Here is a 22,749-nt window from a genome sequence, read left to right on the forward strand (position 1 = left end):
CGCGCCGTTGCAGCCGCCCTCGGGAATAGGCGAGGAAAATCATCGATTTCCGTAGTTTTTCGGGGCAATAGGGCGTCGGCTGCCGCGCGAAGCGGCTTGCCTAATATCCCGACCTGTCCTCTAATCGAACCGCTGTTCCTTCCGAGGGGGATCTCATGAGGAACGGCAACCGGAAGAGGCTCCGAATTCCACAAAGAGGGCCGCATCCGGCGCAATAAAAAGAAACTCAAAGCGAGAAAAAAACAATGGCGGCAGACCGCGCACAAAACCTACAGGACACCTTCCTTAATCACGTTCGCAAAACCAAGACGCCACTGACGATCTTTCTGGTCAACGGAGTGAAGCTCCAGGGCATCGTGACCTGGTTCGACAATTTCTGTTTGCTGCTTCGTCGCGACGGTCACTCGCAGCTGGTCTACAAGCATGCGATCTCGACCATCATGCCGGGCGCGCCCATCCAGTTGTTCGAAGGCGGCGAGGATCAGCCGGCTTGAGAGTGATCTGATTGGAACCCCGGAATTTCGACGGGGATGCCGACCGTCCGCGGTCGGCAGGGGCTAAGCAGACGGGGCGGGTGCTTGTCATCGGCCCCTATTTGCGAGTGCGCGCGGGAAGTACCGACGCGCAATCGGAAAGTCATGTCCAACGCGACGCCGAGGCCCGGCTCGATGAAGCCGCCGGCCTTGCGCGCGCGATCGACCTCGTCATTGCCGATGCGATCATCGCGCCGATCAGCCAGATCCGGCCCGCGACCTATATCGGCAAAGGCAAGGTCGAGGAGATCGCAGCGCTAGCCAAGAGCCTCGACGTCGAGCTCGTGGTGATGGATTGCGCGCTGGCGCCGATCCAGCAGCGCAATCTCGAGAAGGAATTGCACGCCAAGGTGCTCGACCGCACCGGCCTCATCCTGGAAATCTTCGGCCGTCGCGCCAAGACCAAGGAGGGCTCGCTCCAGGTCGAGCTCGCGCATCTCAACTACCAGCGCTCGCGCCTGGTGCGATCCTGGACCCATCTGGAGCGCCAGCGCGGCGGTTTCGGCTTCATGGGCGGTCCGGGCGAGACTCAGATCGAGGCCGACCGACGCCTGATCCAGGAGCGCATCACCAAGCTCGAGAGCGAGCTGAAGAAGGTGCAGGCGACGCGGCGGCTGCACCGTGCCGGCCGCCAGCGCGTGCCGTATCGCGTGGTCGCGCTGGTCGGCTACACCAATGCCGGCAAGTCGACGCTGTTCAACCGCCTGACCCGCGCCGACGTGCAGGCCGCCGACATGCTGTTCGCGACACTCGACCCCACCTTGCGCGCACTCAACCTGCCGCATGGCGGCAAGGCGATGCTGTCGGACACCGTCGGCTTCATCTCCAACCTGCCGACCCAGCTCGTCGCCGCCTTCCGCGCCACGCTGGAGGAGGTGCTGGAGGCCGACGTGATCCTGCACGTCCGCGACATCTCGCATGAGGATGCCGAGGCGCAGCAGAGCGACGTCGACGCGGTACTGCGCCAGCTCGGCATCAATCCAGACGACTCCGGCCGCATCATCGAGGTCTGGAACAAGATCGACCGTTACGAGCCAGAGCAGCGCGAGGAGCTTCTGAACATCGCCGCACGCAGGCCGGAAGATCATCCGGCGATGCTGGTCTCCGCCGTGTCGGGCGAGGGCATCGACGCGCTGCTCGCCGCGATCGAGCAGCGGTTAGCCGCCAAGCGCACCACGCTCGATCTCTCAATCGACGCCGCCGACGGCGCCGGCATCAGCTGGCTGCACCGCAATGCCGAGGTGCTGGCCAAGGAGCTGCACGACGGCCGCTTCGACATGACGGTGCGGGTGGATGAGACCAAGCGGGATATCGTGGTGAACCGGTTCGACGCCGTGCCGCGTCTTTCCGCGTAAGGCTGTCGTCCCGGCGAAGGCCGGGACCCATACCGCGTGATCTATCGAGGGAAAGCGGTCGTCGTACCGACGAACTCATAACTCCCAGTCTTCGCCAAACTCCTCCCTGTGGTTATGGGTCCCGGCCTTCGCCGGGACGACCGCGGAGTTAGCGGCGCGCTTGATTGCTTCTCTCAACAGCAGGAGCCTGCTTCTCATCCCCCTTCGCCGCATTCCACAGCGCGTCCATCTCAGCCAGCGACGCCTGCTCCAGCGTCCGGCCCTGCGCCTCCAGCGCACGCTCGATGAACGCAAAGCGCCGTTCGAATTTGGCGTTGGTCGCGCGCAGCGCGGCTTCCGGATCGGCGTCGACATGGCGGGCGAGGTTGACGAGTGCGAACATCAGGTCGCCGGTCTCTTCCGCAATCTCCTGCTTGTCGTTGCGGTCCAATGCCGCCTCGATCTCGTCGACCTCCTCGCGGATCTTGTGCAGCACCGCGCGCGGGTCGTTCCAGTCGAAGCCGACGGCGGAAGCCTTGCGCTGAAGCTCCATGGCACGGGTCAAAGCCGGCTGGCCGGCCTTGACGCCCGATAGCAGCGATTTGTGCTCCGGAGCTTCCTCCGGCGGCCGGCGTGCGGCGCGCTCGGCTTTCTCCTCCGCCTTGATGCGGTCCCAGACTTCCTTGACGTGATGCGGGGCGAGATTGCCGTTCTTGTCGGCGAAGACGTGGGGATGACGCCGGATCATCTTGCGGGTGATGGCCTCGACCACGTCGCCGAAAGCAAACGCGTTCTGCTCCGACGCCATCTGGGCATGGAACACGACCTGGAGCAGGAGATCGCCAAGCTCCTCGCGCAGGTCGTCGAGATCGCCACGGGTGATGGCGTCGACCACCTCGTAGGCTTCCTCGATCGTGTAGGGCGCGATGGTTGCAAAATCCTGCTCGAGGTCCCAGGGGCAGCCGGTCACCGGCGTGCGCAGCGCCGCCATGATCTCGATCAGGCGGGAGATGTCGCGGGAAGGGGTCATTGCGGGCAGTCTCCTGGGTCCAGAACCTTATGCCAAAAGCGCGCCGCCGTTCCCAGCGGGGCGCGGCGAAACAGGCCGATTTCTACCGATTGGCGGGCGAGGTGCGCAGTGCTAAAGCGCGGGCCATGAGTGACGCATTTTCCTCCGAAACCGCGCTGGTGCTGTTCTCCGGCGGCCAGGATTCCACCACCTGCCTCGCCTGGGCGCTGAGCCGCTTTGCCCGCGTGGAGACGCTGGGGTTCGAGTACGGCCAGCGCCACGCCATCGAGCTGGCCTGCCGCGAGCGCCTGCTCGACGGCATCAAGGGCCTGCGCGCCGATTGGGCCGCAAAGCTCGGCGAGAGCCACACGCTGTCCATCCCGACGCTGGCGGCCGTGTCAGAGACGGCGTTGACGCGCGACGTCGCGATCGCGATGGGGGCCGATGGCCTGCCCAATACCTTCGTGCCGGGCCGCAACCTCGTGTTCCTGACCTTCGCCGCGGCGCTGGCCTATCGGCGCGGCATCAGCCACATCGTCGGCGGCATGTGCGAGACCGACTATTCCGGCTATCCAGATTGCCGCGACGAGACCATCCGCGCCATGCAGGCCGCGCTCTCCCTCGGCATGGCGAGGCCCTTCGAGCTGCACACGCCGTTGATGTGGATCGACAAGGCCGCGACCTGGAAGCTGGCGCATGATCTCGGCGGCGACGGGCTGGTCGACCTGATCCGCGAGCAGTCCCACACCTGCTATCTCGGTGAACGCGGCGCGCAGCACGAGTGGGGATATGGGTGCGGGGAGTGCCCGGCGTGCCGTTTGCGGGCGAAGGGGTGGGGGGAGTACGTGGTGGGGCGCAAATAGCGCTCCGATCTCCGCTGTCATTCCCCGCGAAGGCGGGGAATCCAGTACGCAGCGGGTTCTCCGTATCTCACAAACGTCTCTGGAATACTGGATCACCCGCCTTCGGGTGATGACAGTTTTGGGTGAGGCGGCAGCGCCTACACAACTCGCTAAGCGATTACCCCGCAAAATCCTCCGGCCTGAGCTCGATCGGCTTGCCGTGCGGCGTGCGATCCGCCGCGTGGTCCCAGGCGTCGCGATAGCGGTGCAGCGTGTCCATCGAGGCGACGCCCTTGCGCGCGACGAGGCCTTCCAGCGTGGCGAGCCAGTGCAGATAGTAGGTCTCGCCCGTGTCAGGATCGCCGGCGGCCTGCGCGCGCTTGATCTCGGAGGCCAAAGCTGCGGCCCATTCGGGCCAGGTGAACACGCCGCGCTCGTGGAGGCTCAAGGCCATCGCGAACGCATGCGCCTCCCAGGGTGCGCGGAACACCGGGCCGTCGTCATCGCGGGGAATGCTTGGAATGGCCGCCGTGGCGGCGGCAGCAGCAGTGCTGCTCATCACGCCGGGTCCAGATAGGGCTCGAACGCGTCGATCGACACCTTCAGCGTCGGATCGCCATCCTCGCCCCAGAGATCGCGGCCCTCGAACACGACGGTATAGAGCCATTGCGGGTTCTCGCCGCGCTCCATCGCCGCCGAATCCGGAAAGACATGGCAGCCATGGTTCAGCTCGACGACGCCGACATGGCCGCGCACGTAGCGCGGCAGCCGGGTGTGCGTGGCCGGATGGATGTTCTTGGCGCGCACGCGATCACCGATATTGAACTTGGCGGGCGCCGGGGCAGGGCGGGCGAACTTGCCGCGCACCATGATGCGCTCGACATTGGCGAGATCGAACTTGCCGTGCTTGAGCGCCTTCGGAGCTTGCATCGCGTGGCCGGCGGCGACCTCCTCGCGGGTGAGGTAGCCCTTCTCGATCAGCAACTCCTCGAGCCCGAGGAACCATTTCTTGTAATAGGAACTCGACAGATAGACATGCGGCGGCAGCGTCTCTCGATAGAAGCGCGAGGTGTCGATGTTGAACGCGCCGGCCGCGCCCATCGCGCGCACCATGGCGAGGACGCGAGATTCCCACTCCTCATGAAACATCGGCTCGTTGGGCTCGGGCTCGACCTTGCCGAACCCATCCATGCCGCCCATGTCGTGCACGCCGTTCACGACGGCGCTCCCGGCGTCCTGGGAAAGCCGGTCCCGATCATGGAATCGCGCGTGACGAGCCCGGCGAGCTGCTCCTCGCTCCAGCCTTCGGTGCCCTCGGGGCGCATCGGCAGCACCAGGAAGCGCGTCTCCGCAGTCGAATCCCAGACCCGGATCTCCATGTCCTTCGGCAAGCTGACGTCGAAATCGGCGAGCACGCCGCGCGGATCCTTCACCGCGCGCGAGCGGTAGGGCGCAGCCTTGTACCAGACCGGCGGCAGCCCCAGCATTTCCCAGGGGTAGCAGGAGCACAGCGTGCACACGACCATGTTGTGTCGCTCCGGTGTGTTCTCGACCACGACGAGATGATCGCCGACGCGGCTGACATGACCGAGCGTGCTGATTGCCTTGCTGCCGTCCTCGAGCAGCGCCTGCTTGAAGGCCGGATCGGTCCATGCCTTGGCAACGACGCGCGCGCCGTTATGCGGGCCGATCTTGGTCTCGTAGGCCTGGATGATGGCATCAAGCGCAGCCGGCTCGACATAGCCTTTTTCGGTCAGGATCGTCTCGAGCGCGCGCACGCGCAGCTCGGTTTCGGACAGCTCCGAATGATCGTGATCGTGGTGATGATGGTCGTGATCTTGGCTCATAGCGGCAAAGATAGGCGCTTTGGTCCGCTTCTGTCGAGCGTTGGTTGCAGCGCAATCCGGCCACCTGTTCGTGACGCCGTTGGGCGCTAACATTGGCGCCGGCAAGCTGGCGAAGCCATCCCACGAGTTGGTCCCGGACGGCCATTGATTGCACCGAGGACAATCCGTATACGCGGCGCAGGGACAAAAGCGGCCTGGTCAGTTTGGCCGGACCAACGCGACGATAATCGAGGGGGAGGGCCCATGGCCGCTAGCTCGCAGGCGCCTGAGGCGAAGGGGTTCCGCTGGAAGCTGATCGCGCCACTCGTGGTGTGGCTGGCGATCTATCTGTGGCCCGTGCCCACGGGGCTCAACGTCAATCAGTGGCACTATTTTGCCGTTTTCGCCGCCGTCATCACCGGGCTCATCCTGGAATCGATGCCGGTCGGCGCGGTCGGCTTCATCGGCCTGACGGTCGCCGGTGTCGCCGGCTATATCGATCCCGATCCCGGCAAATCGCTGCGCTGGATGCTGGCCGGCTTTGCCGAGAGCACGGTGTGGCTGATCGTCGGCGCCTTCGTGTTCTCGATCGGCTATCGCAAGAGCCAGCTCGGCCGGCGCATCGCGCTGGTGCTGGTGCAGCGCTTGGGGCGTAACACGCTCGGCCTCGGCTACGCGGTCGCCATGTCGGATTTCCTGCTCGCGCCGGCAACACCCTCCAACACCGCGCGCAGCGGCGGCATCGTCTATCCCATCATCAGCAACATCCCGCGCATCTATGGCTCCGAGCCCGGACCGACCGCCGGCAAGATCGGCACCTACGTGATGTGGACGGCGTTCGCGGCGACCGCGATCACCAGCTCGTTGTTCTTCACCGCGCTCGCGCCCAATGCGGCGGCGCTGGCGATCGCCAAGAAGACCGTCGGCGTCGAGGTGAGCTGGGGCCAGTGGTTCGTCGGCTTTGCGCCGCTCGGCATCCTCCTGATGGTCCTCGTGCCGCTGCTCAGCTATCTCGTGTGCCGTCCCGAGGTGAAGCGCAGCCCGGAAATCTCGGAATGGGCGGCGAAAGAGCTCAGCGCCATGGGCTCGATGTCGCGCAACGAGTGGATCATGCTAGCGCTGATCGTGCTCGCGATGTTCCTGTGGATCGCGGGCTCGAGCCCTGACATCCACATCCCGGTGCTCGGCTCGAATTTCGTCAACGCCACCACCGTCGTCTTCATCGTGATCTCGCTGATGCTGATCACGGGCGTGATCGAGTTCGCCGACATCGTCAGCGAGAAGAGCGCCTGGGAGGTGTTCTTCTATTTCACCTCGCTGCTGACGCTGGCCTCGGGCCTCAACGAGATCGGCTTCATCAAATGGTTCGCGAATGAATACGCAAAACCGCTCGCGGGACTGTCTCCGTCGACCGCGATGCTCCTCTTGGTCGCGCTGTTCTTCTGGATCCACTATTTCTTCTCGAGCATCACCTCGCACGCCGCCGCGGTGCTGCCGGTGGTGCTCGCGGTCGGCTCCGGCATCGCCGACCTGCCGGTCACGACGTTGGCCATGCTCTGCATGTATTCGCTCGGCCTGATGGGCGTGATCTCGCCCTATGCGACCGGCCCCGCACCGATGTATTTCGGCAGCGGCTATATCGGGAAGGGGCAGTTCTGGGGCTTCGGACTGATCTTCGGGCTGCTTTATTTCGCGGGGCTGCTGCTGATCGTGCTGCCCTGGTTGCAGATGCGGTGAGCCGGGCGCGAGGCTGATACCCCCCGGCGGAGGAATATTCTTCTCCGGGGAGGGATGGGGAAATGTTCGTCCAACTCCCGTCAAATATCTGAAATTGCAAGAAAGACCGGAAAAGGCGATGGTGCGTGCTGCGGTGCAGCGTGTTCCTTCCGGGCCCTCATCGCTGCTTCGCTCCCCGTCGCTTGATGCGACCCGGTTCCCGTGCGCGTGCTCGGGAACGCGAACTATTGTGCATGAAGGCCGCCTCCATGAATGCCCATCAATCGCTCGCGATCGGACAACCGATCGAAACGCTTGAAGCGATTTCACCCGCTGCGACCGAGCCGGACGCGATGGTCCGTTTCGAAGCCATCTCGAAGACCTATCCGGCCTATCGCGGCAAGCCCGGTGTCAACGCGCTGCAGAATATCGACTTCGCCATTCCGCGCGGCTCCATCACCGGCGTGATTGGCCGCTCCGGCGCCGGCAAGTCGAGCCTGGTGCGCCTGATCAACGGGCTGGAGAAGCCGACCACGGGCCGCGTCATCGTCGACAACAGGGACATCTCGGCGCTCGCGGGCCGCGAGCTGCGGCTGGCGCAGCGCTCGATCGGCATGATCTTCCAGCACTTCAATCTGCTGTCCTCGCGCACGGCCGCCGACAACATCGCGCTGCCGCTCGAGATCGCCGGCTGGTCCAAGGCCGATATCCGCGCGCGCGTGACTGAGCTGCTCGCGCTCGTCGGCATCGCCGACAAGCACGACCGCTATCCTTCCGAACTGTCCGGCGGCCAGAAGCAGCGCGTCGGCATCGCGCGGGCGCTGGCCACGCGGCCGAGCGTGCTGCTGTCGGACGAGGCGACCTCGGCGCTCGATCCGCAGACCACGCGCGCGATCCTCGACCTGCTCGCCAACATCAACCGCGAGCTCGGGGTGACCATCGTGCTGATCACCCACGAAATGTCCGTGGTGCGCCAGCTCGCCAAGGAAGTTGTGGTGCTGGATGCCGGACACGTCGTCGAGAGCGGCCATGTCGCCGACATTTTCACTCACCCGAAGCATCCGATCACGCAGTCCTTCCTGGCCGAAGTGATCGGCGACAGCCTGCCGGTGTCGCTGGCAAGCCGGATCGTTCCGGAGCCGTCTGCCGGCGGGCAGGCCGTGGTGCGCGTTCAGGTGCGTGGGGCAGGGGCCGGCGACACCGTGGTGGCGCGGCTTGCGCGCGAGCTCGGCCTCGACGTGTCGCTGCTGTCGGCCCGCATCGACGAGATCGGCGGCCAGCATGTGGGCTCGCTGACCCTTGGCATTCCCGGCGGCGAGGACGCGGTGACGCGGACGCTCGCCTGGCTCTCTCAATATCAATTATCGGCGGAGCGTCTCGGCTATGTCGCCTGAACTCATCAACCTGATCATCCAGGCCACGGGCGAGAGCCTGTACATGGTCGGCATCGCGGCGCTGCTCGGCACCGCTTTCGGTCTGCCGCTCGGCGTCTTCCTCGCAACCAGCCGCAAGGGCGAGCTGTTCGCGGCGCCCCTCGTCAATCGCGTGCTCGGCGCCGTCGTCAATGCGACGCGCTCGACACCCTTCATCATCCTGGTCGTGGCCATCATTCCGTTCACCCGGCTCATTGCTGGCACCTCGATCGGCTCGACGGCGGCGATCGTGCCGCTGACCATCGCCTCGACGCCATTCATCGCGCGTCTGGTCGAGGCCGCTATCCGCGAGGTCGACGGCGGCCTGATCGAGACCGCGTCCTCCTTCGGGGCCTCGCCAATCCAGATCGTGCTCAAGGTGCTGATCCCCGAGGCGCTGCCTGGCCTCTTGCTGGCGCTGACGCTCGCAGTGGTCAGCCTGCTCGGCTATTCCGCCATGGTCGGCGCCGTCGGCGGCGGGGGCCTTGGCGATCTCGGTATCCGCTACGGCTACCAGCGCTTCATGCCGGAGATGATGCTGGCCGTCGTCGTCGTGCTGATCGCGCTGGTGCAGCTCGTGCAGAGCGCGGGCGACTATCTGGCGCGCCGCGTCAACCGCCGGCTGCGGCACCGCTGAACCAAACGTCCTGAAACTGGAGACTTCCATGCGTTTTCTCGCAACCCTTGCGGCTGCAGCCTTGCTTGCGACCACCGCTCACGCCGAAACCATCCGGGTCGGCGTCACCGCCGGTCCCCATGCCGAGATCCTTGATGTCGTGAAGAAGGTCGGCGCCGAGCGCGGCCTCTACATCAAGGTGGTCGAGTTCACCGACTACGTGATCCCGAACCAGGCGCTGGCGCTGAAGGACCTCGAGGCCAACTCGTTCCAGCACGAGCCCTACCTGAAGAATCAAATCTCGAAGACAGGCTGGAAGATCGTCAAGGTCGCCAACACGATTGGCTCGCCGCAGGGCGTCTATTCGCAGAAATACAAGAAGCTTAGCGATCTGCCGGAAGGCGCCCGCGTCGCCATCGCCAACGATCCTTCCAACGGCGCGCGCGGCCTGATGATCCTGGCGCTGCACGGCGTCATCAAGTTGAAGGACCCGAACAACGTCTCTTCGACCATCGCCGACATCACCGACAACCCGAAGAAGCTCCGCTTCGTCGAGCTCGACGCCGCCCAGCTGCCGCGCGCGCTGCAGGACGTCGACGTCGTCTCGATCAACAACAATTACGCCGTGCAGGCCGGCCTCAATCCGGCGACCGATGCGATCGCCCGCGAAAACCCCGATGGCCCCTGGGTCAACATCCTCGCCGTTCGCGAGGAGGACAAGGACAAGCCCTGGGTGAAGCAGCTGATCGAGGCCTATCACTCCGAGCCCGTGAAGGCGTTTTTGGAGACCCGATTCAAGGGCACCTATCTGCCGACCTGGTAAGGGCAGAAGACGCGCGCGTCAGGCCGCGAGCCTGGCGCGCCGCAGCGTCTCCGAGGGCTTTTCGGAGAAGTGGCGTTTGTAGTCCAGCGAGAACTGGCTGAAGTGCCAGAAGCCGTGCTGCACGGCGATGTCGTAGACGGATGTCCCGGCGCCGCCGGCGCGCTTGAGGTCGCGGCGCACCCGGTTCAGCCGCATCGCGCGCCAGTAATGCATCGGGCTCGTGCCCAAGACCTCCTGGAAGCAATAGCCGAGCTTGCGCGGGCTGGCGCCGACCGCCTTGCAGACCTCCAGCAGCGACAGCGCGCGCTCGCCGCTGCCATGCATCAGCGCGCGTGCGTGATCGACGGTGCGCTTGCGCGCCGCGGCGCTTCGGCCGGGATCGGTAGGCCGTGCGGTCGGCAACATGTCCATGATCTCGACGAGGAGGGCGTCTTCGAGCGCCTGCCGTGCCGCGGGGTCGTCGAACTGCTCGGGTGCCGTCGTGATGGTCTCTTGAATGGCGGCGAGATGGGCGCGCAGCCGCGCGATCTGCGCCTCCGCCATCTCAATCACCCGCAACTGGTGCCAGACGCTGCGGGGCAGCGCGATGTCGAGGCTGGCCGCCAGCTCCTCGATCAACGCCGCGCTGGCAACGACGCCGCGCAGCTCGAACCCCTTCGGCGTGCACATGTCGACCTCGGCGTCGATGCAGGCGATCACCTGGGCGCCGGCCACGCTCGCGCCGTTGCAATTGACCTCGCCATCACCGTCCCAGGGCAGGCCGATGCCAAAGCTGTCCGCGCCAAGCTGACCGTATTGGCGCACCTGCTGGCTGGTGATTTCGCGAAACACTTCGACGTGGGGCAGGGAGAGCTGGGTGAAGCTACCCCTGAAGGCTCCCGCGCTAATCTGGTCGTAGCTCAACCGCCAGCGGCCGAGCGCGGCGCAGTGCTCGTCGACATCCGTGCTGCTGGCCTGAAGCAGACTGGCAGCCGAGTCCTGAATCGGAAGAGTTGCGCTTAAGGCCATGACGTTACGTCGGAATTTGCCAGCCAAGAGGCCGGCAGGAGCTGCGTCAAGACTGGCACGCCCCGCGCCTGTGTCCAGCAAAATATTGCGGGATTTCGATAACGCCTGACCGCGCCGCCGTGCAGGCTTCCTTCTCGGCCGTTCCGACATCGCAGTCGGGATGGCGCTTCGCGGAGGGATCGAGATGCGACCGACCGATATCATGCGCGGCAGCCCGCCCGCGCCAGAGGCCCAGGTGACCCGCGCCAACTGGCGCAGCTTTCCCGCCATCCGCTGGGGCTTTACCCACACCCGCGAAGTGCTGCCGACCGCCGAGGTCCGCCGCTCGTCGCAACCGACGCCGATGCCAAGCGCGCCGCGTGAGATTCAAAAGCTCGGCTTCACCGCGCCGGACGGCAAGTCCACCACGATCGAGGCGACGCTACGCGAGACCTTCGCCGATACGCTGCTCGTGATGCACCGGGGCACCCTGATCCACGAATGGTACGGCGACGGCATGACCGCGACCACGCCGCATCTGATCTGCTCGATCAGCAAGGCGATCGCCGGCACGCTCGGCGGCATTCTGGCTGCGCGCGGCCTGCTCGATCCGGAGGCGAGGGTGGTGCGCTACGTGCCGGAGCTGGAGAATTCGGTCTACGGCGGCTGCACCGTCCGCAACCTCCTCGACATGGCCGTCGCCATCAAGTTCGAGGAGGATTACGAGGACCCCGCAGGCGACGTCGCGCGCTATCGCTTCTCCTCGGGCTGGGATGTGCCGCCTCCGGGTGTCGACCCCAGCCACCAGCGCGCCTATCTCACCACGCTGCGTGGGACGGGTAAGCCGCACGGCAAGGTGTTCCACTACGTCTCGACCAACACCGAGGTGCTCGGCTGGGTCTATGAGCGCGCCTGCGGCATGCCATATCCGCGTATCCTGTCCGAATATCTCTGGCAGCCCTTGGGCGCCGAGGAGGACGGCTCGCTCACGCTCGACAGCCACGGCATGGGCCGCATCGCCGGCGGCATCTCCGTCACCGCACGTGATCTCATCCGTTTCGGCGAGATGATGCGCTGCCGCGGCGTGGTCGAGGGGCGGCAGGTGGTGCCGGGCTGGTGGATCGACGATATCCGTGAGAACGGCGATCCCCAGGCCTGGGCCGACGGCGACCTCGCCGAGTTCTTCCCGGGTGCGCGCTACCGCAGCAAATGGTTCGCGATCGACCCGTCGCGCAACGCGCTCACCGCGATCGGCATTCACGGCCAGCACCTCTATGTCGATCTGGATTCCGACACCGTCATAGCGAAGCTTGCGACCCAGCCGAAGGCGATGGACGTTCCGATCGACCAGCGCTGGTTTGCCGCCTTCAGCGCCATCACCGCGCATCTCGCCTCGCGCTGAGATCAGGACATCGCCATGCTCGATACCGCCAAAGCCAAACCGCAAGCGCAGGCCACCGCGCCGCATCCGCTCGATCCGCTGACGGCTGAAGAGATCACCGCGGCCTGCACCCTGGTGCGCGCGGCGGCCACATCGCCCGAGAATTGCCGCTTCCCGACGGTGCGGCTGGAGGAGCCGACCAAGCAGGAGCTTGCTGCGGGCGGAGCAGGGCGCCGCGCCTTTGTGCTGACGCTCGACGTGACCACGGGCGAGGCGATCGAGCAGGTCGTCGATCTCGCCCGCAACGAGATCGTCGCGCGCAAGATCATCCCCAACCGCGAGGAGCCCTACGGGCAGCCGCCGGTGATGCTGGAAGAGTTCTTCAAGTGCGAGGCCGTGGTGAAGGCCGACCCGGGCTGGCGCGCGGCGATGGTCCAGCGCGGGCTCACCGACAAGGACATCGAGCTGGTCCAGGTCGATCCGTTCTCGTCGGGTTTCTTCGACAAGGAGTTCGAGCGAGGCGCCCGCATCGTTCGTGCGGTCAGCTATTTCCGCGAGCACCTCCAGGACAATGGCTATGCCCATCCGATCGAAGGCGTGGTCGCCGTCGTCGACCTGATCGGCGGCAAGGTGATCGATCTAACCGACGAGGACCCGATCGTGCCGATCCCGCGCAAGAAGCGGAATTACGGCGCGCACGAGGTCCAAAACCCGCGCACCGACATCAAGCCGCTGCATATCGAGCAGCCGGAGGGCGCGAGCTTTGAGGTCGACGGCTGGAAGGTCGACTGGCAGAAATGGAGCTTTCGCGTCGGCTTTACCCCGCGCGAGGGGCTGGTACTGCACCAGCTCGCCTATCAGGACGGTGCGCGCAAGCGCTCCCTGATCCATCGCGCCAGCGTCACCGAGATGGTGGTGCCTTACGCCGACCCGACCGCGAACCACTTCTGGAAGTCGGCGTTCGATGCCGGCGAATACGGGCTCGGCATGCTCGCCAACGCGCTGGAGCTCGGCTGCGACTGCCTCGGCAACATCCACTATTTCGACGTCCCGGCCGCCGACAGCAAGGGCGAGCCCTTCGTCATGCAGAACGCTATCTGCATGCATGAAGAAGACTACGGAATTGCCTGGAAACACTACGAATTCCGCAACGGCCTGTTCGAGGTACGGAGATCCCGGCGGCTTGTGATCTCGTTCTTCGCGACCGTCGGCAATTACGATTACGGCTTCTACTGGTACCTCTACCAGGACGGCACGATCCAGCTCGAGACCAAGCTCACCGGCATCATCCAGACCGCTGCCGTGCCGTCAGGCGAAAAGTACAAATGGGGCGGCATGGTCGACGACAATCTCGGCGGGCCGACGCACCAGCACTTCTTCAGCGTCCGCCTGCACATGGATCTCGACGGCGGCGGCAACACTGTGACGGAGCACGATTTCGTCCCGCGGCCCTGGGGCCACGACAATCCCCATGGCAACGTGTTCGACACCACGACGCGCGTGCTGTCGCGTGAGCGCGACGCGGCGGCGATCGCCAATGGCGAGACCGGCCGGTTCTGGAAGATCAGCAATCCCAACGAGACCAATTCGGTCGGCAATGCGCCGGCCTACAAGCTCGTGGTCAATCCCAGCCCGCTGATGCTGGCGCAGGAGGGCAGCTATGTGCGCAGGCGCGGCGGCTTTGCGACGAAGCACGTCTGGGTCACGGCGTTCGACAGGGACGAAAAATACGCCAGCGGCGACTATCCCAACGTCCATGCCGGCGGCGACGGCCTGCCGCGCTACGCCGCGCAGAACCGCAACATCGAAAATGCCGACATCGTGGTGTGGCATTCCTTCGGCCACACCCATGTCTGCAAGCCCGAGGATTTTCCGATCATGCCGGTCGAATATGCCGGCTTCATGCTGAAGCCGACCGGCTTCTTCGCGGCCAATGCGGCCTTCGACATCCCGCCGGAGCGCAACAGCCGCAGCGTGCTTGCGGGCGAAGGGAAGGGCGGCGCCGCCTCGTGCTGCCAGAAGGACTAGCAGCGCCGCGGTATTCAGCCGGCAGCCAGTTCGACATCGTTCGCTGGCGGCAGCTCAATCGACGCCGGGCCAGCAACCAGGCTGTCGAGGTCGACCAGCAACAGATCGGCAATGTGCGTGAGCTGGTGCAGCGGGATGCTGATCTCGCCGCGCTCGGCCCGCGCCACGTCGTCGGGTGAGACGCCAATGAGGTTCGCCATCTGGCTCTCGGTGTAGCCCCGTGCCTCGCGCGCGCCGCGGACCTGCGCGCCAATGTGCCGCCGGTGCAGAGCCTGCTCTTCTTCGGTCATCATGAGCGCCTGCTCATCAAGGCTCGCCACACCGTCCGCGAAGGCGACGCCGAGCAGCCGCCGCTTCTGCCAGGCCACGCGGCAGGTCTTTCGCAAGCCATCGGCGAAGATCAGCGTGGCCTCTTTGGGAAACGCCAGCGACCAGTCGAGCTTCAGCCTTGCTCCGGTGCCTGATACGTCCGCGATCGTGCAGGGGATGCTGACGGTGCCTCGGACGCCGTCGAACTCGACGAGCCCCGTCCTCGCCGTGGATTGCCTGGTCGCAGCGCGCAATTCGCTCATGGACGTCGAACCCCGGATTTCCAGCCTGCGCTGGCACAGAACGTTGCGGCACGGTCTGCAACGCAAATGAAATATCCCGCAACAAATTCTACCGCCGCGGTTGCTCAGGCTCAATCGAGCGCCGGGGCCATGGTAAAGGATTGGTTCTCCGCGCCCGCTTTCGATGTCACTGGTGGTCGCGCCTCGTCGGTTGACCACGGCCGTCTAGAAAGATTCCAAATCCACGCGCCTCTCACCGCGCCTGAGCGCATTCGCCGCATGTGCTGCGCACAGGTCTGGAGAGGTTCTAACCCGGTTCCTATCGCGCTCCGAAATCGCCTGCGTTAGGGCGGGGCATCAAAAACGATACCGGCGAAGCCGGCAGTGCGTGGGGCCACCAAAGACGTGACAGACTTCCAACTTCCTTCGCGTTCCGACACGCGTCTTCGACGAGTTCAGGTGCTCTTCCTCGGAGCCTTCAGCACATTCGCTCTCATCCTTCCCTTTGGTCCCGTGCAGGCGCAGACGCAAATTCCCTCCGTTACCGTCGACGCGCCGGCCCAGCGCGCCCGTCCTGCGGCGACCGCCGCGTCGCGACGATCGGCAGCGACGCGCACTTCCCGCGCCAGCCGCCGTGCTCCGGCGCAGCAAGCCGCGCCGACCCAGTCGGCGTCGAATGGCGCGACAGGTGAACGCGCCGGCGGACCGGTGCGCGGGTTCGTCGCCACGCGCAGCGGCACCGCCACCAAGACCGACACTCCGCTGATCGAGACCCCGCAGTCGGTATCGGTCGTCACCACCGACCAAATCAGGAACCAGGGCGCAGTCTCCATCGGCGAGGCGCTGCGCTACACCGCCGGCGTCAGCGGCGACGTCAATGGCGGCTCGGACACCCGCTTCGGCGGTCTCCAGATCCGCGGCTTCGACATGACCATGCCGGGCCTCTATATCGACGGCCTGCGAATCCCGTCCAGCAATTACGTGCACTTCAACGGGCTCGATCCCTATGGCGCCGAGCGCCTCGAGGTTCTCAAGGGCCCGTCCTCGGCGATGTACGGCGGCAGCGGCACCGGCGGTCTGCTCAACTACGTGACAAAGCTGCCGACGGCGCAGCAGTTCGGCGAGGTCTCGATCTCCGGCGGCAGCTTCAACCGCTATCAGGGCCAGTTCGACATGGGCGGCCCCGCCAACAAGGAAGGCACCGTGCTGTGGCGCCTGACCGGCGTGGTGCGCGACGGCGAAACCCAGGTCGACTTCAGCAAGGACAACCGCGTCTTCATCGCGCCCGCCGTCACGTTCAAGCCGAATGACGACACCACCCTCACCGTGCTCGCCAACTATCAGAAGGACCGGGCAGGGTGGGGCCTCCAGTTTCTGCCGGCTTCCGGAACGGTGTGGCCGAACAACGGCCGCACCATCCCGGTATCGTTCTTCGCGGGCGTGCCGAGCTTCGACGCCTTCAACACCGAGATCGCAACAGTCGGCTACCAGCTCTCGCACGATTTCACCGACAACATCACGTTCCGGCAGAACCTGCGCTACGCCTACCAGCACAACGAGGAGAAGGTGTTTTACGGCGGCGGCTATACCGACGAGGCCACAGGGCAGCTCGCCCGCTACGGCAGCTATAGCAACTCCTACATCAACTCCTTTGCGGTGGATAACCAGCTCCAGGGCAAGTTCACGACCGGAATCCTGAGCCACACCACGCTGGTCGGGGTCGACTATCGCAACACGACGTTCCGCGACACCGCCTTTGGCGTCACGACGTCAGCGCCCGAGGTCAATGTCTTCAATCCGGCCTACAGCTACGACTGGACCATCGGCGGCATGAGCGACGACACCGGCGTCAAGCAGTCGCAGGTCGGCGTCTATGCGCAGGACCAGATCAAGCTCGGCCGGCTGTCGTTCCAGCTCGGAGGCCGCCAGGATTTCGTGACGACGCAGGTCGACAGCGGCATCTCCAATACTACGGTCTCGAAGGATGCCTCGGCCTTCACCGGCCGTGCCGCCGTGATGTACAATTTCGACAACGGCATCGCGCCTTACTTCAGCTACTCGGAATCATTCCTGCCGGTGCTCGCGACCGGTTTTGGCGGACAGATGCTCAATCCCGAGACGGGCATCCAATACGAAGTGGGCGTCAAGTACCAGCCACTCGGCTGGAACGCGCTGTTCACCTTCGCTGCCTTCGACCTGACGCGCGACAACGTCGTCACCTACGTGCCTGCAGCGACCTATGCCGAACAAACCGGGCAGGTGAAGTCGCGCGGCATCGAGCTCGAAGGCACGATGTCGCTCGCCGACGGCTGGAACCTGCGCGCGGCCTACGCCTATGTCGATGCCATCGTCACGCAGGATCCGGTCAACGTCGGCAAGGCGCCGACGACGGTGCCGCTCAACCGCGCCTCGCTGTGGAGCGACTACACGCTCCAGAACGGGCTGCTCGCGGGCCTTCAATTCGGCGGCGGCATCCGTTATGTCGGCGCAACCTGGGGCGATGACGCCAACACGTTCAAGGTCGGAGCCTCGACCGTGCTGGATGCGCTTTTGGCCTACACCAGGGACAATTGGCGCCTGTCGCTGAACGTCACCAACCTCGCCGACACCCGCTACGTCGCGGCCTGCTACAACCTGTCGGGCTGCTTCTACGCAGAGGGACGCAAGGCCATCGGCAAGCTGACCTACCGGTGGTGAGTTCAACTCAAGACGGTCCGGCCATGACAGCCGGACCTGCTGGATGAGAGTCGAGAACGATGAGAGCGATATTCGGCAGGCTGCATCGCTGGGCGGGATTGCTCACGGCCGGATTCCTGTTCTTCTCCGGCATCACAGGCGCGATCATCTCCTGGGACCATGAGATCGACGACGTCCTGAACAGCCATCTGTTCGACGTCACCAGCAAGGGTCCGGCCATTCCCTCGATCGAGCTCGCGAAGATGATCGAGCAGCGCGATCCCCGTGCGCGCGTGGTCTACCTCTTCATGACACCGGAGGAGGGCCACTCGCTGTGGTTCTTCATCATGCCGCGGATCGATCCGGCGACCGGCAAGCGCTATTCCCTCGACTACAATCAGGTGTTCCTCGATCCCAACACCGGCGTGGAGCTCGGTCGCCGCTATTGGGGCGCGGTGTGGCCGGTCACGCGAGAGAACTTCGTCTCGTTCCTCTACAAGCTGCACTACACCATGCACATCCCGGAATTCTGGGGCAGCGACCGCTGGGGCATGCGCGTGCTCGGGGTGATCGCGATCATCTGGACCATCGATTGCTTCGTCGGCTTCTATCTGACGCTGCCCTCGTGGCGACGCGCCAAGGCGGCGCGGGCGCCCGCGGTTACGCGACAGCTCGATCGCGGCTTCTGGGCGCGCTGGGCGCCGGCCTGGACCATCAAGACATCGGGCAGCGCCTACCGGATCAATTTCGATATCCACCGCGCCTTCAGCCTCTGGACCTGGGGCGTGTTGTTCATCATCGCCTTCACGGCGTTCTCGCTGAACCTCTATTTCGAGGTGTTCTCGCCGCTGATGAAGATGGTGTCGAACTACACGCCGACGCCCTACGAGCAGCGACCCTATCGCGATCTCGATGATCCCATCGAGCCCAAGGTGACGTTCGCCGAGATCGCCGCACGCGCGGCCGCCGACGGCAAGGCGCGGGGCTGGACGATCCCGGTGGGCTCGATCAATTACGGCCCGGCCCATGGCGTCTATGCCGCCGCCTTCTTCCACCCCGGCGACGATCATGGTGCCGGCGGCGTCGGCCCGGCGCAGCTCTATTACGACAGCGAGGACGGCCGTCCGATCGGCGAGCGGCTGCCCTGGGTCGGGACCGCCGCCGACATCTTCGTGCAAGCGCAGTTTCCGCTGCATTCGGGCCGCATCGTCGGCCTGTTTGGCCGCATCCTGATCTCGATCATGGGGCTGGTGGTGGCCGCGCTCTCGGTCACCGGGGTCGTGATCTGGTGGCGCAAGCGCCGCGCCCGTGTCCGCGTCCGCGAGACCGCTGCACTGCGCCTGAGCCGGCAACTCACGCCGGCGGAGTAGGGCCGGGCAAGTCTGTCTGGGCCCACCGATGCGTTCAAATAAAAGTTGTGACGCGCCGCGGCTTTCCGTAAGGTTGTAAGGGTGAACGCGCTGCCAGGCAGCGCGGGTGATCATTCGCCGCGAGTGCCCAATGACCACACCTTGTCACTTCAACTCCGCTCAGTTGTCATTCGAGGGATCACCGCTGGATCAGGCCCGGTGCCTGCTTCGCACCGTCAAGCCCCACGGCATCGTCGCCGAGGCGCCAGCCGATCTGCCGCCGGTGCTGTCCGGCCTGCTCGCCAGTCCCGCAGCGCTGGGGGTGACCAAGGCGCAGCTGCGATCATTCCTTCAGACGCAGGGGATTGCGGAAAACACCGTAGGCGGCTCGGTGACGGATCGCATCTGCCACGCCAATTCCGACGACCCGAACGCACCGCTTGCGCGTTATTTCGTCATCCACGACACCAGCTTCAAACTGGGGGCCGGACAAGACTTCGACCCGGATTTCATCAACACGGCCGCCTGGTCCGGCAACAAGCTTTCGGGTCTGCCTGACGGCAAGACCCACATCTACATCACGCGCCTCGGCGAGACACGGACGGACCGGACCTACGGCACGCCTTGGCGCGCGACCCAGTTCGAAATGCCAAGTACCCGCTTCAGGGGACTGTTCCTGCATCACGAACTGGTGCAGCCGCGCATGGGCCCCGGCACCCAGGACTTCCAGTCGCCCGACCCAGGATTCACGCCCGCCCAATATGCCAGGCTCGCGCTGCAATATGTCATCGCCGGCGTCAGGCGCGGCGAATGGATGGTCCCGGTCTACCACTGCGTGCTGGATCTGGGTGTCGGCGACCACGACGACCCCCAGCATTTCGACCTCGCGGCCTGGGACGCGGCCCTCCAGACGACGCTCGCGGGCGTCCGTGCGGAGCAGGCAGAGGTCGCCATGGCGGCCGACGTGGCGGTATCGTCCGCGACCGCACCGCGCGCGCGGCGGACCAGGCCACAGAAAACCGGACGAACCAGGGCGGTGAAGAAGGCCGCGCCGCGCAGGAAGGTCGCGGTAGCCAGGAAGCCCGCGAAAAAGACCTCCGCAAAGAAGAAGTCGCCGGCCAAGTCGCGCAAGACAGCCGCGGCTGTGAAGAAGGCGGGCAAAAAGACAGCCAAGACTCGCGCCAGGAAAAGCAAGAAGCGCGCATAGGCGTCACGTAGACGCCTGCGGAGCAGGGGGAGAGGGGCGGCGGGCCGGCAAGTCTTTGCCTGTGCAAGTCTTGGCCTGTAGGAGTCCTGGCGTGCCGGTGAACCTTCGCGCGGGGCACCGGCACCAAGACTGGAGATTGCTTCCAGCCTTTCGGACATCGCATGAGATCGCTCGCCTTGCTCTGCCTGCTCGTCTTCGCCACGCCCGCCTATGCGGCCGCGCCCGAGCAGCATTATCTCGACCTGCGCGACCGCTACATCGCGAAGTTCTCCAAGGCCAAGGAGAACGACGAGACCTTCAAGCAGCATGACGCGGCGCTCGAGGAGCTGGCCGGCGTCCTGCGCGGCCTGGTCGGCCCGGTCACGATCAAGGGCCTCCCGGCAGACGGCAAGTCGAACGTCGACACCCTGTTCAAGGGCGATTCAGGCTTCGGCCATCTCGACGGCCTCGGCTTCGCCTCCGAAGGCGACAAGATGCAGGCGGTGGTGACCACCACAGGATTGCTCAAGCACTGGCTGCGCGAGCACCGCGAGGACGGCATGCCGCAGGAGATCGGCGCGGCGATCAACTCGGACCGCTTCTACTATCAGGCAATCCAGGACTCAGCCTTCGCCAAATATGCGGATCTGCCGGTCACGAAACCCGCATCCGCGAGCGCCGCAGTCGCCGTGCTCGGCGTGCGCGGCAATGGCGATCTGAAGGGAGCGCCGCACGAAATCGGCGTGGTCGCGATCCAGGGCGAGAAGGTCTTTTTCCTCGCCGCAACGGACGCCGTGAAGACGGCCGAGATCCCGGCCTGTGAGAAGGTCTGGAAGCAGATGATGGCCAGAAAGCCCCCGCAGGACGCCATGGCCAAAGAGGACCAGGCCATGGACGCCTACACAAAATGCTTCGCCAAGGAGGCGCCGAGGCAGAGCTGGTTCGCGGCGGCGGTGAAGAAGGCGCAGAGCCAGCTGGACCTGCTGCCGCTGCGCTGAGCCGCCTTGCTTCAGAACGGATAATGGCGAGGCCCGGTCTGCACGGTGATCCAGCGCAGCTCGGTGAACTCGTCGATGGCAGCCTTGCCGCCGAAGCGCCCGTAGCCCGACGCCTTGGTGCCGCCAAACGGCATCTGGGGCTCGTCGTGCACGGTCGGCGCGTTGACGTGGCAGATGCCGGCTTCAATCCGCTTGGCGACGCCAAGGGCGCGCGCGATGTCGCGGCCGAACACGGCGGAGGAGAGGCCGTATTCGGTGTCATTGGCAACCCGCACCGCCTCATCCACCCCGCTGACCCGCACAACGGTCACGACCGGACCAAAACTCTCCTCGCCATAGATGCGCATCGCCGGGGTGACGTGATCGACGATGGTGGCCGGCATGATCGTGCCGCTGCCGTGTCCGCCTGCCGCAAGCACCGCGCCCTTGGCGACGGCGTCGTCGATCAGGCCGCGTACGCGGTCGCAGGCCGCGCCGCTGATGAGCGAGCCGAGCACGACATTGCCCTTGCGCGGATCGCCGTGGGGCAGTTTCTTCGCCTTGGCGGCGAACTTGGCGATGAAGGCGTCCGCCACCTTGTCGTCGACGACGATCCGTTCCGTCGACATGCAGATTTGTCCCTGGTTCATGAAGGCGCCGAAGGCCGCGGCATTCACGGCAGCATCGAGGTCGGCATCGTCGAGGATGACGAGCGGAGCCTTGCCGCCGAGCTCCAGCAGCGCGCGCTTGAGATGCTTGGCGCAGGCGAGTGCGATGAGACGGCCGACGCGGGTCGATCCGGTGAAGTTGACGCGGCGGATGGCGGGATGGGCGATCAGCGCCTCGACCACGGCCTGCGCATCCTCCGGCGCGTTGGTCACGACATTGACGACGCCGTCGCCGAGCCCGGCCTCCGCCAGGCAGCTTCCGATCAGGCGGTGCACGCCGGGGCTCATCTCGGAGGCCTTCAGCACCACCGTGTTGCCGCAGGCAAGCGGCATCGCCACCGACCGCACGCCGAGGATGATCGGCGCATTCCACGGCGCAATTCCGAGCACGACTCCGACCGGCTGACGGAAGGCCATCGCGAGATTGTCGGGCTTGTCGGACGGGATGACCTCGCCCGAGATCTGCGTCGTCATGGCGGCGGCCTCGCGCAGCATGCCTTCGGCGAGATGCACGTTGAAGCCGGCCCAGCCCGCGGTGGCGCCGGTCTCGGCCACCATCAACGCCGTGAACTCCGCAGCGCGGCGCGCGAGGATGTCGGCGGCCGCGCTGAGCCGCTTGCGGCGCTCGGAGGGGCCGAGCTGCGACCAGGCCGGAAAGGCGGCAGCCGCAGCGTCGGCGGCGCGCATCGCATCGTCGATCGAGGCCGCGGCCACGATGGTCGCGACCTCGCCGGAGATCGGATTGCGGCGCTGGAAGGTGCGCTGGTTGCTGGCCGACTGGTCCTTGCCGCCGATGAGAAGGTCGATTGCGTTCATGGCACTCTCCATGAGGTGC

Annotated in this window: 20 protein-coding genes; 13 read left to right on the forward strand and 7 right to left on the reverse strand. The window is 65.5% G+C overall.

Annotated features, from left to right (window positions below):
* The first annotated feature begins 245 nt into the window (after window positions 1–245).
* Window positions 246–494 carry an RNA chaperone Hfq gene (hfq, locus tag JQ592_RS04920; protein WP_007591126.1) on the forward strand — a complete coding sequence of 83 codons (249 nt, stop codon included), beginning with the start codon at window positions 246–248 and terminating at the stop codon, window positions 492–494.
* An 11-nt stretch (window positions 495–505) separates the two neighbouring features.
* Window positions 506–1,888: a GTPase HflX gene (hflX, locus tag JQ592_RS04925; RefSeq protein ID WP_211401804.1), complete on the forward strand. Its 1,383-nt coding sequence runs from the start codon at window positions 506–508 to the stop codon at window positions 1,886–1,888.
* Between the two features lie 148 nt (window positions 1,889–2,036).
* On the opposite strand, the gene mazG is transcribed toward hflX, so the two are convergent.
* Window positions 2,037–2,897, reverse strand: coding sequence for a nucleoside triphosphate pyrophosphohydrolase (mazG, locus tag JQ592_RS04930; protein ID WP_211401805.1), 861 nt, complete (start codon window positions 2,895–2,897; stop codon window positions 2,037–2,039).
* A gap of 125 nt (window positions 2,898–3,022) precedes the next feature.
* On the opposite strand from mazG, the gene queC reads away from it, so the two are divergent.
* Window positions 3,023–3,739, forward strand: coding sequence for a 7-cyano-7-deazaguanine synthase QueC (queC, locus tag JQ592_RS04935; protein WP_211401806.1), 717 nt, complete (start codon window positions 3,023–3,025; stop codon window positions 3,737–3,739).
* Between the two features lie 157 nt (window positions 3,740–3,896).
* Here queC and JQ592_RS04940 read toward each other — a convergent pair whose 3' ends face one another.
* Genes JQ592_RS04940 through nthA form a run of 3 tightly spaced genes read right to left on the reverse strand, consistent with a single transcriptional unit; the run spans window position 3,897 to window position 5,565 of the window.
* Window positions 3,897–4,277: a nitrile hydratase accessory protein gene (locus JQ592_RS04940; RefSeq protein WP_211401807.1), complete on the reverse strand. Its 381-nt coding sequence runs from the start codon at window positions 4,275–4,277 to the stop codon at window positions 3,897–3,899.
* Complete coding sequence (gene nthB, locus JQ592_RS04945) at window positions 4,277–4,936, reverse strand: nitrile hydratase subunit beta (protein WP_211401808.1); 660 nt, start codon at window positions 4,934–4,936, stop codon at window positions 4,277–4,279. Before nthB ends, JQ592_RS04940 begins: the two co-directional genes overlap by 1 nt.
* Window positions 4,933–5,565, reverse strand: a complete 633-nt coding sequence (gene nthA / locus JQ592_RS04950) for a nitrile hydratase subunit alpha (RefSeq protein ID WP_211401809.1) — start codon at window positions 5,563–5,565, stop codon at window positions 4,933–4,935. The genes nthB and nthA overlap by 4 nt, the downstream gene beginning before the upstream one ends.
* A 243-nt stretch (window positions 5,566–5,808) precedes the next feature.
* Here nthA and JQ592_RS04955 point away from each other — a divergent pair, with 243 nt between their 5' ends.
* The 4 genes from JQ592_RS04955 to JQ592_RS04970 all read left to right on the forward strand — a co-directional run bounded on the left by JQ592_RS04955 (window position 5,809) and on the right by JQ592_RS04970 (window position 10,111).
* The gene (locus JQ592_RS04955) at window positions 5,809–7,281 is read left to right on the forward strand and encodes a DASS family sodium-coupled anion symporter (RefSeq protein ID WP_211401810.1); all 1,473 of its coding nucleotides are present in this window, start codon (window positions 5,809–5,811) and stop codon (window positions 7,279–7,281) included.
* 233 nt (window positions 7,282–7,514) lie between these two features.
* The gene (locus JQ592_RS04960) at window positions 7,515–8,654 is read left to right on the forward strand and encodes a methionine ABC transporter ATP-binding protein (RefSeq protein WP_211401811.1); all 1,140 of its coding nucleotides are present in this window, start codon (window positions 7,515–7,517) and stop codon (window positions 8,652–8,654) included.
* Complete coding sequence (locus tag JQ592_RS04965) at window positions 8,644–9,309, forward strand: methionine ABC transporter permease (RefSeq protein WP_211401812.1); 666 nt, start codon at window positions 8,644–8,646, stop codon at window positions 9,307–9,309. The genes JQ592_RS04960 and JQ592_RS04965 overlap by 11 nt, the downstream gene beginning before the upstream one ends.
* 28 nt (window positions 9,310–9,337) lie before the next feature.
* Window positions 9,338–10,111: a MetQ/NlpA family ABC transporter substrate-binding protein gene (locus JQ592_RS04970; RefSeq protein WP_211401813.1), complete on the forward strand. Its 774-nt coding sequence runs from the start codon at window positions 9,338–9,340 to the stop codon at window positions 10,109–10,111.
* An 18-nt stretch (window positions 10,112–10,129) separates the two neighbouring features.
* Here JQ592_RS04970 and JQ592_RS04975 read toward each other — a convergent pair whose 3' ends face one another.
* Window positions 10,130–11,119 carry a helix-turn-helix domain-containing protein gene (locus JQ592_RS04975; protein WP_211402504.1) on the reverse strand — a complete coding sequence of 330 codons (990 nt, stop codon included), beginning with the start codon at window positions 11,117–11,119 and terminating at the stop codon, window positions 10,130–10,132.
* Window positions 11,120–11,303: 184 nt separating this feature from the next.
* Here JQ592_RS04975 and JQ592_RS04980 point away from each other — a divergent pair, with 184 nt between their 5' ends.
* Window positions 11,304–12,500 carry a serine hydrolase domain-containing protein gene (locus JQ592_RS04980; protein WP_211401814.1) on the forward strand — a complete coding sequence of 399 codons (1,197 nt, stop codon included), beginning with the start codon at window positions 11,304–11,306 and terminating at the stop codon, window positions 12,498–12,500.
* Between the two features lie 15 nt (window positions 12,501–12,515).
* The gene (locus JQ592_RS04985; protein ID WP_211401815.1) at window positions 12,516–14,507 is read left to right on the forward strand and encodes a primary-amine oxidase; all 1,992 of its coding nucleotides are present in this window, start codon (window positions 12,516–12,518) and stop codon (window positions 14,505–14,507) included.
* 14 nt (window positions 14,508–14,521) lie between these two features.
* On the opposite strand, the gene JQ592_RS04990 is transcribed toward JQ592_RS04985, so the two are convergent.
* Window positions 14,522–15,079: a helix-turn-helix domain-containing protein gene (locus tag JQ592_RS04990; protein WP_211401816.1), complete on the reverse strand. Its 558-nt coding sequence runs from the start codon at window positions 15,077–15,079 to the stop codon at window positions 14,522–14,524.
* Window positions 15,080–15,766: 687 nt separating this feature from the next.
* On the opposite strand from JQ592_RS04990, the gene JQ592_RS04995 reads away from it, so the two are divergent.
* The 4 genes from JQ592_RS04995 (at window position 15,767) to JQ592_RS05010 (ending at window position 21,267) form a co-directional block, all read left to right on the forward strand.
* Entirely contained in the window at window positions 15,767–17,755 is a 1,989-nt protein-coding gene (locus JQ592_RS04995; protein WP_211402505.1) for a TonB-dependent siderophore receptor, read from the forward strand.
* Window positions 17,756–17,814: 59 nt separating this feature from the next.
* Complete coding sequence (gene fsrB / locus JQ592_RS05000; protein ID WP_211401817.1) at window positions 17,815–19,104, forward strand: siderophore utilization protein FsrB; 1,290 nt, start codon at window positions 17,815–17,817, stop codon at window positions 19,102–19,104.
* A 106-nt stretch (window positions 19,105–19,210) separates the two neighbouring features.
* Complete coding sequence (locus JQ592_RS05005; RefSeq protein WP_211401818.1) at window positions 19,211–20,290, forward strand: hypothetical protein; 1,080 nt, start codon at window positions 19,211–19,213, stop codon at window positions 20,288–20,290.
* A gap of 161 nt (window positions 20,291–20,451) precedes the next feature.
* Window positions 20,452–21,267, forward strand: a complete 816-nt coding sequence (locus JQ592_RS05010) for a hypothetical protein (protein ID WP_211401819.1) — start codon at window positions 20,452–20,454, stop codon at window positions 21,265–21,267.
* A gap of 11 nt (window positions 21,268–21,278) precedes the next feature.
* Here JQ592_RS05010 and JQ592_RS05015 read toward each other — a convergent pair whose 3' ends face one another.
* Complete coding sequence (locus tag JQ592_RS05015) at window positions 21,279–22,730, reverse strand: aldehyde dehydrogenase (RefSeq protein WP_211401820.1); 1,452 nt, start codon at window positions 22,728–22,730, stop codon at window positions 21,279–21,281.
* Window positions 22,731–22,749 lie beyond the last annotated feature (19 nt).

It is taken from the genome of Bradyrhizobium iriomotense (genome assembly GCF_018129405.1).
Lineage (GTDB): Bacteria > Pseudomonadota > Alphaproteobacteria > Rhizobiales > Xanthobacteraceae > Bradyrhizobium > Bradyrhizobium iriomotense_B.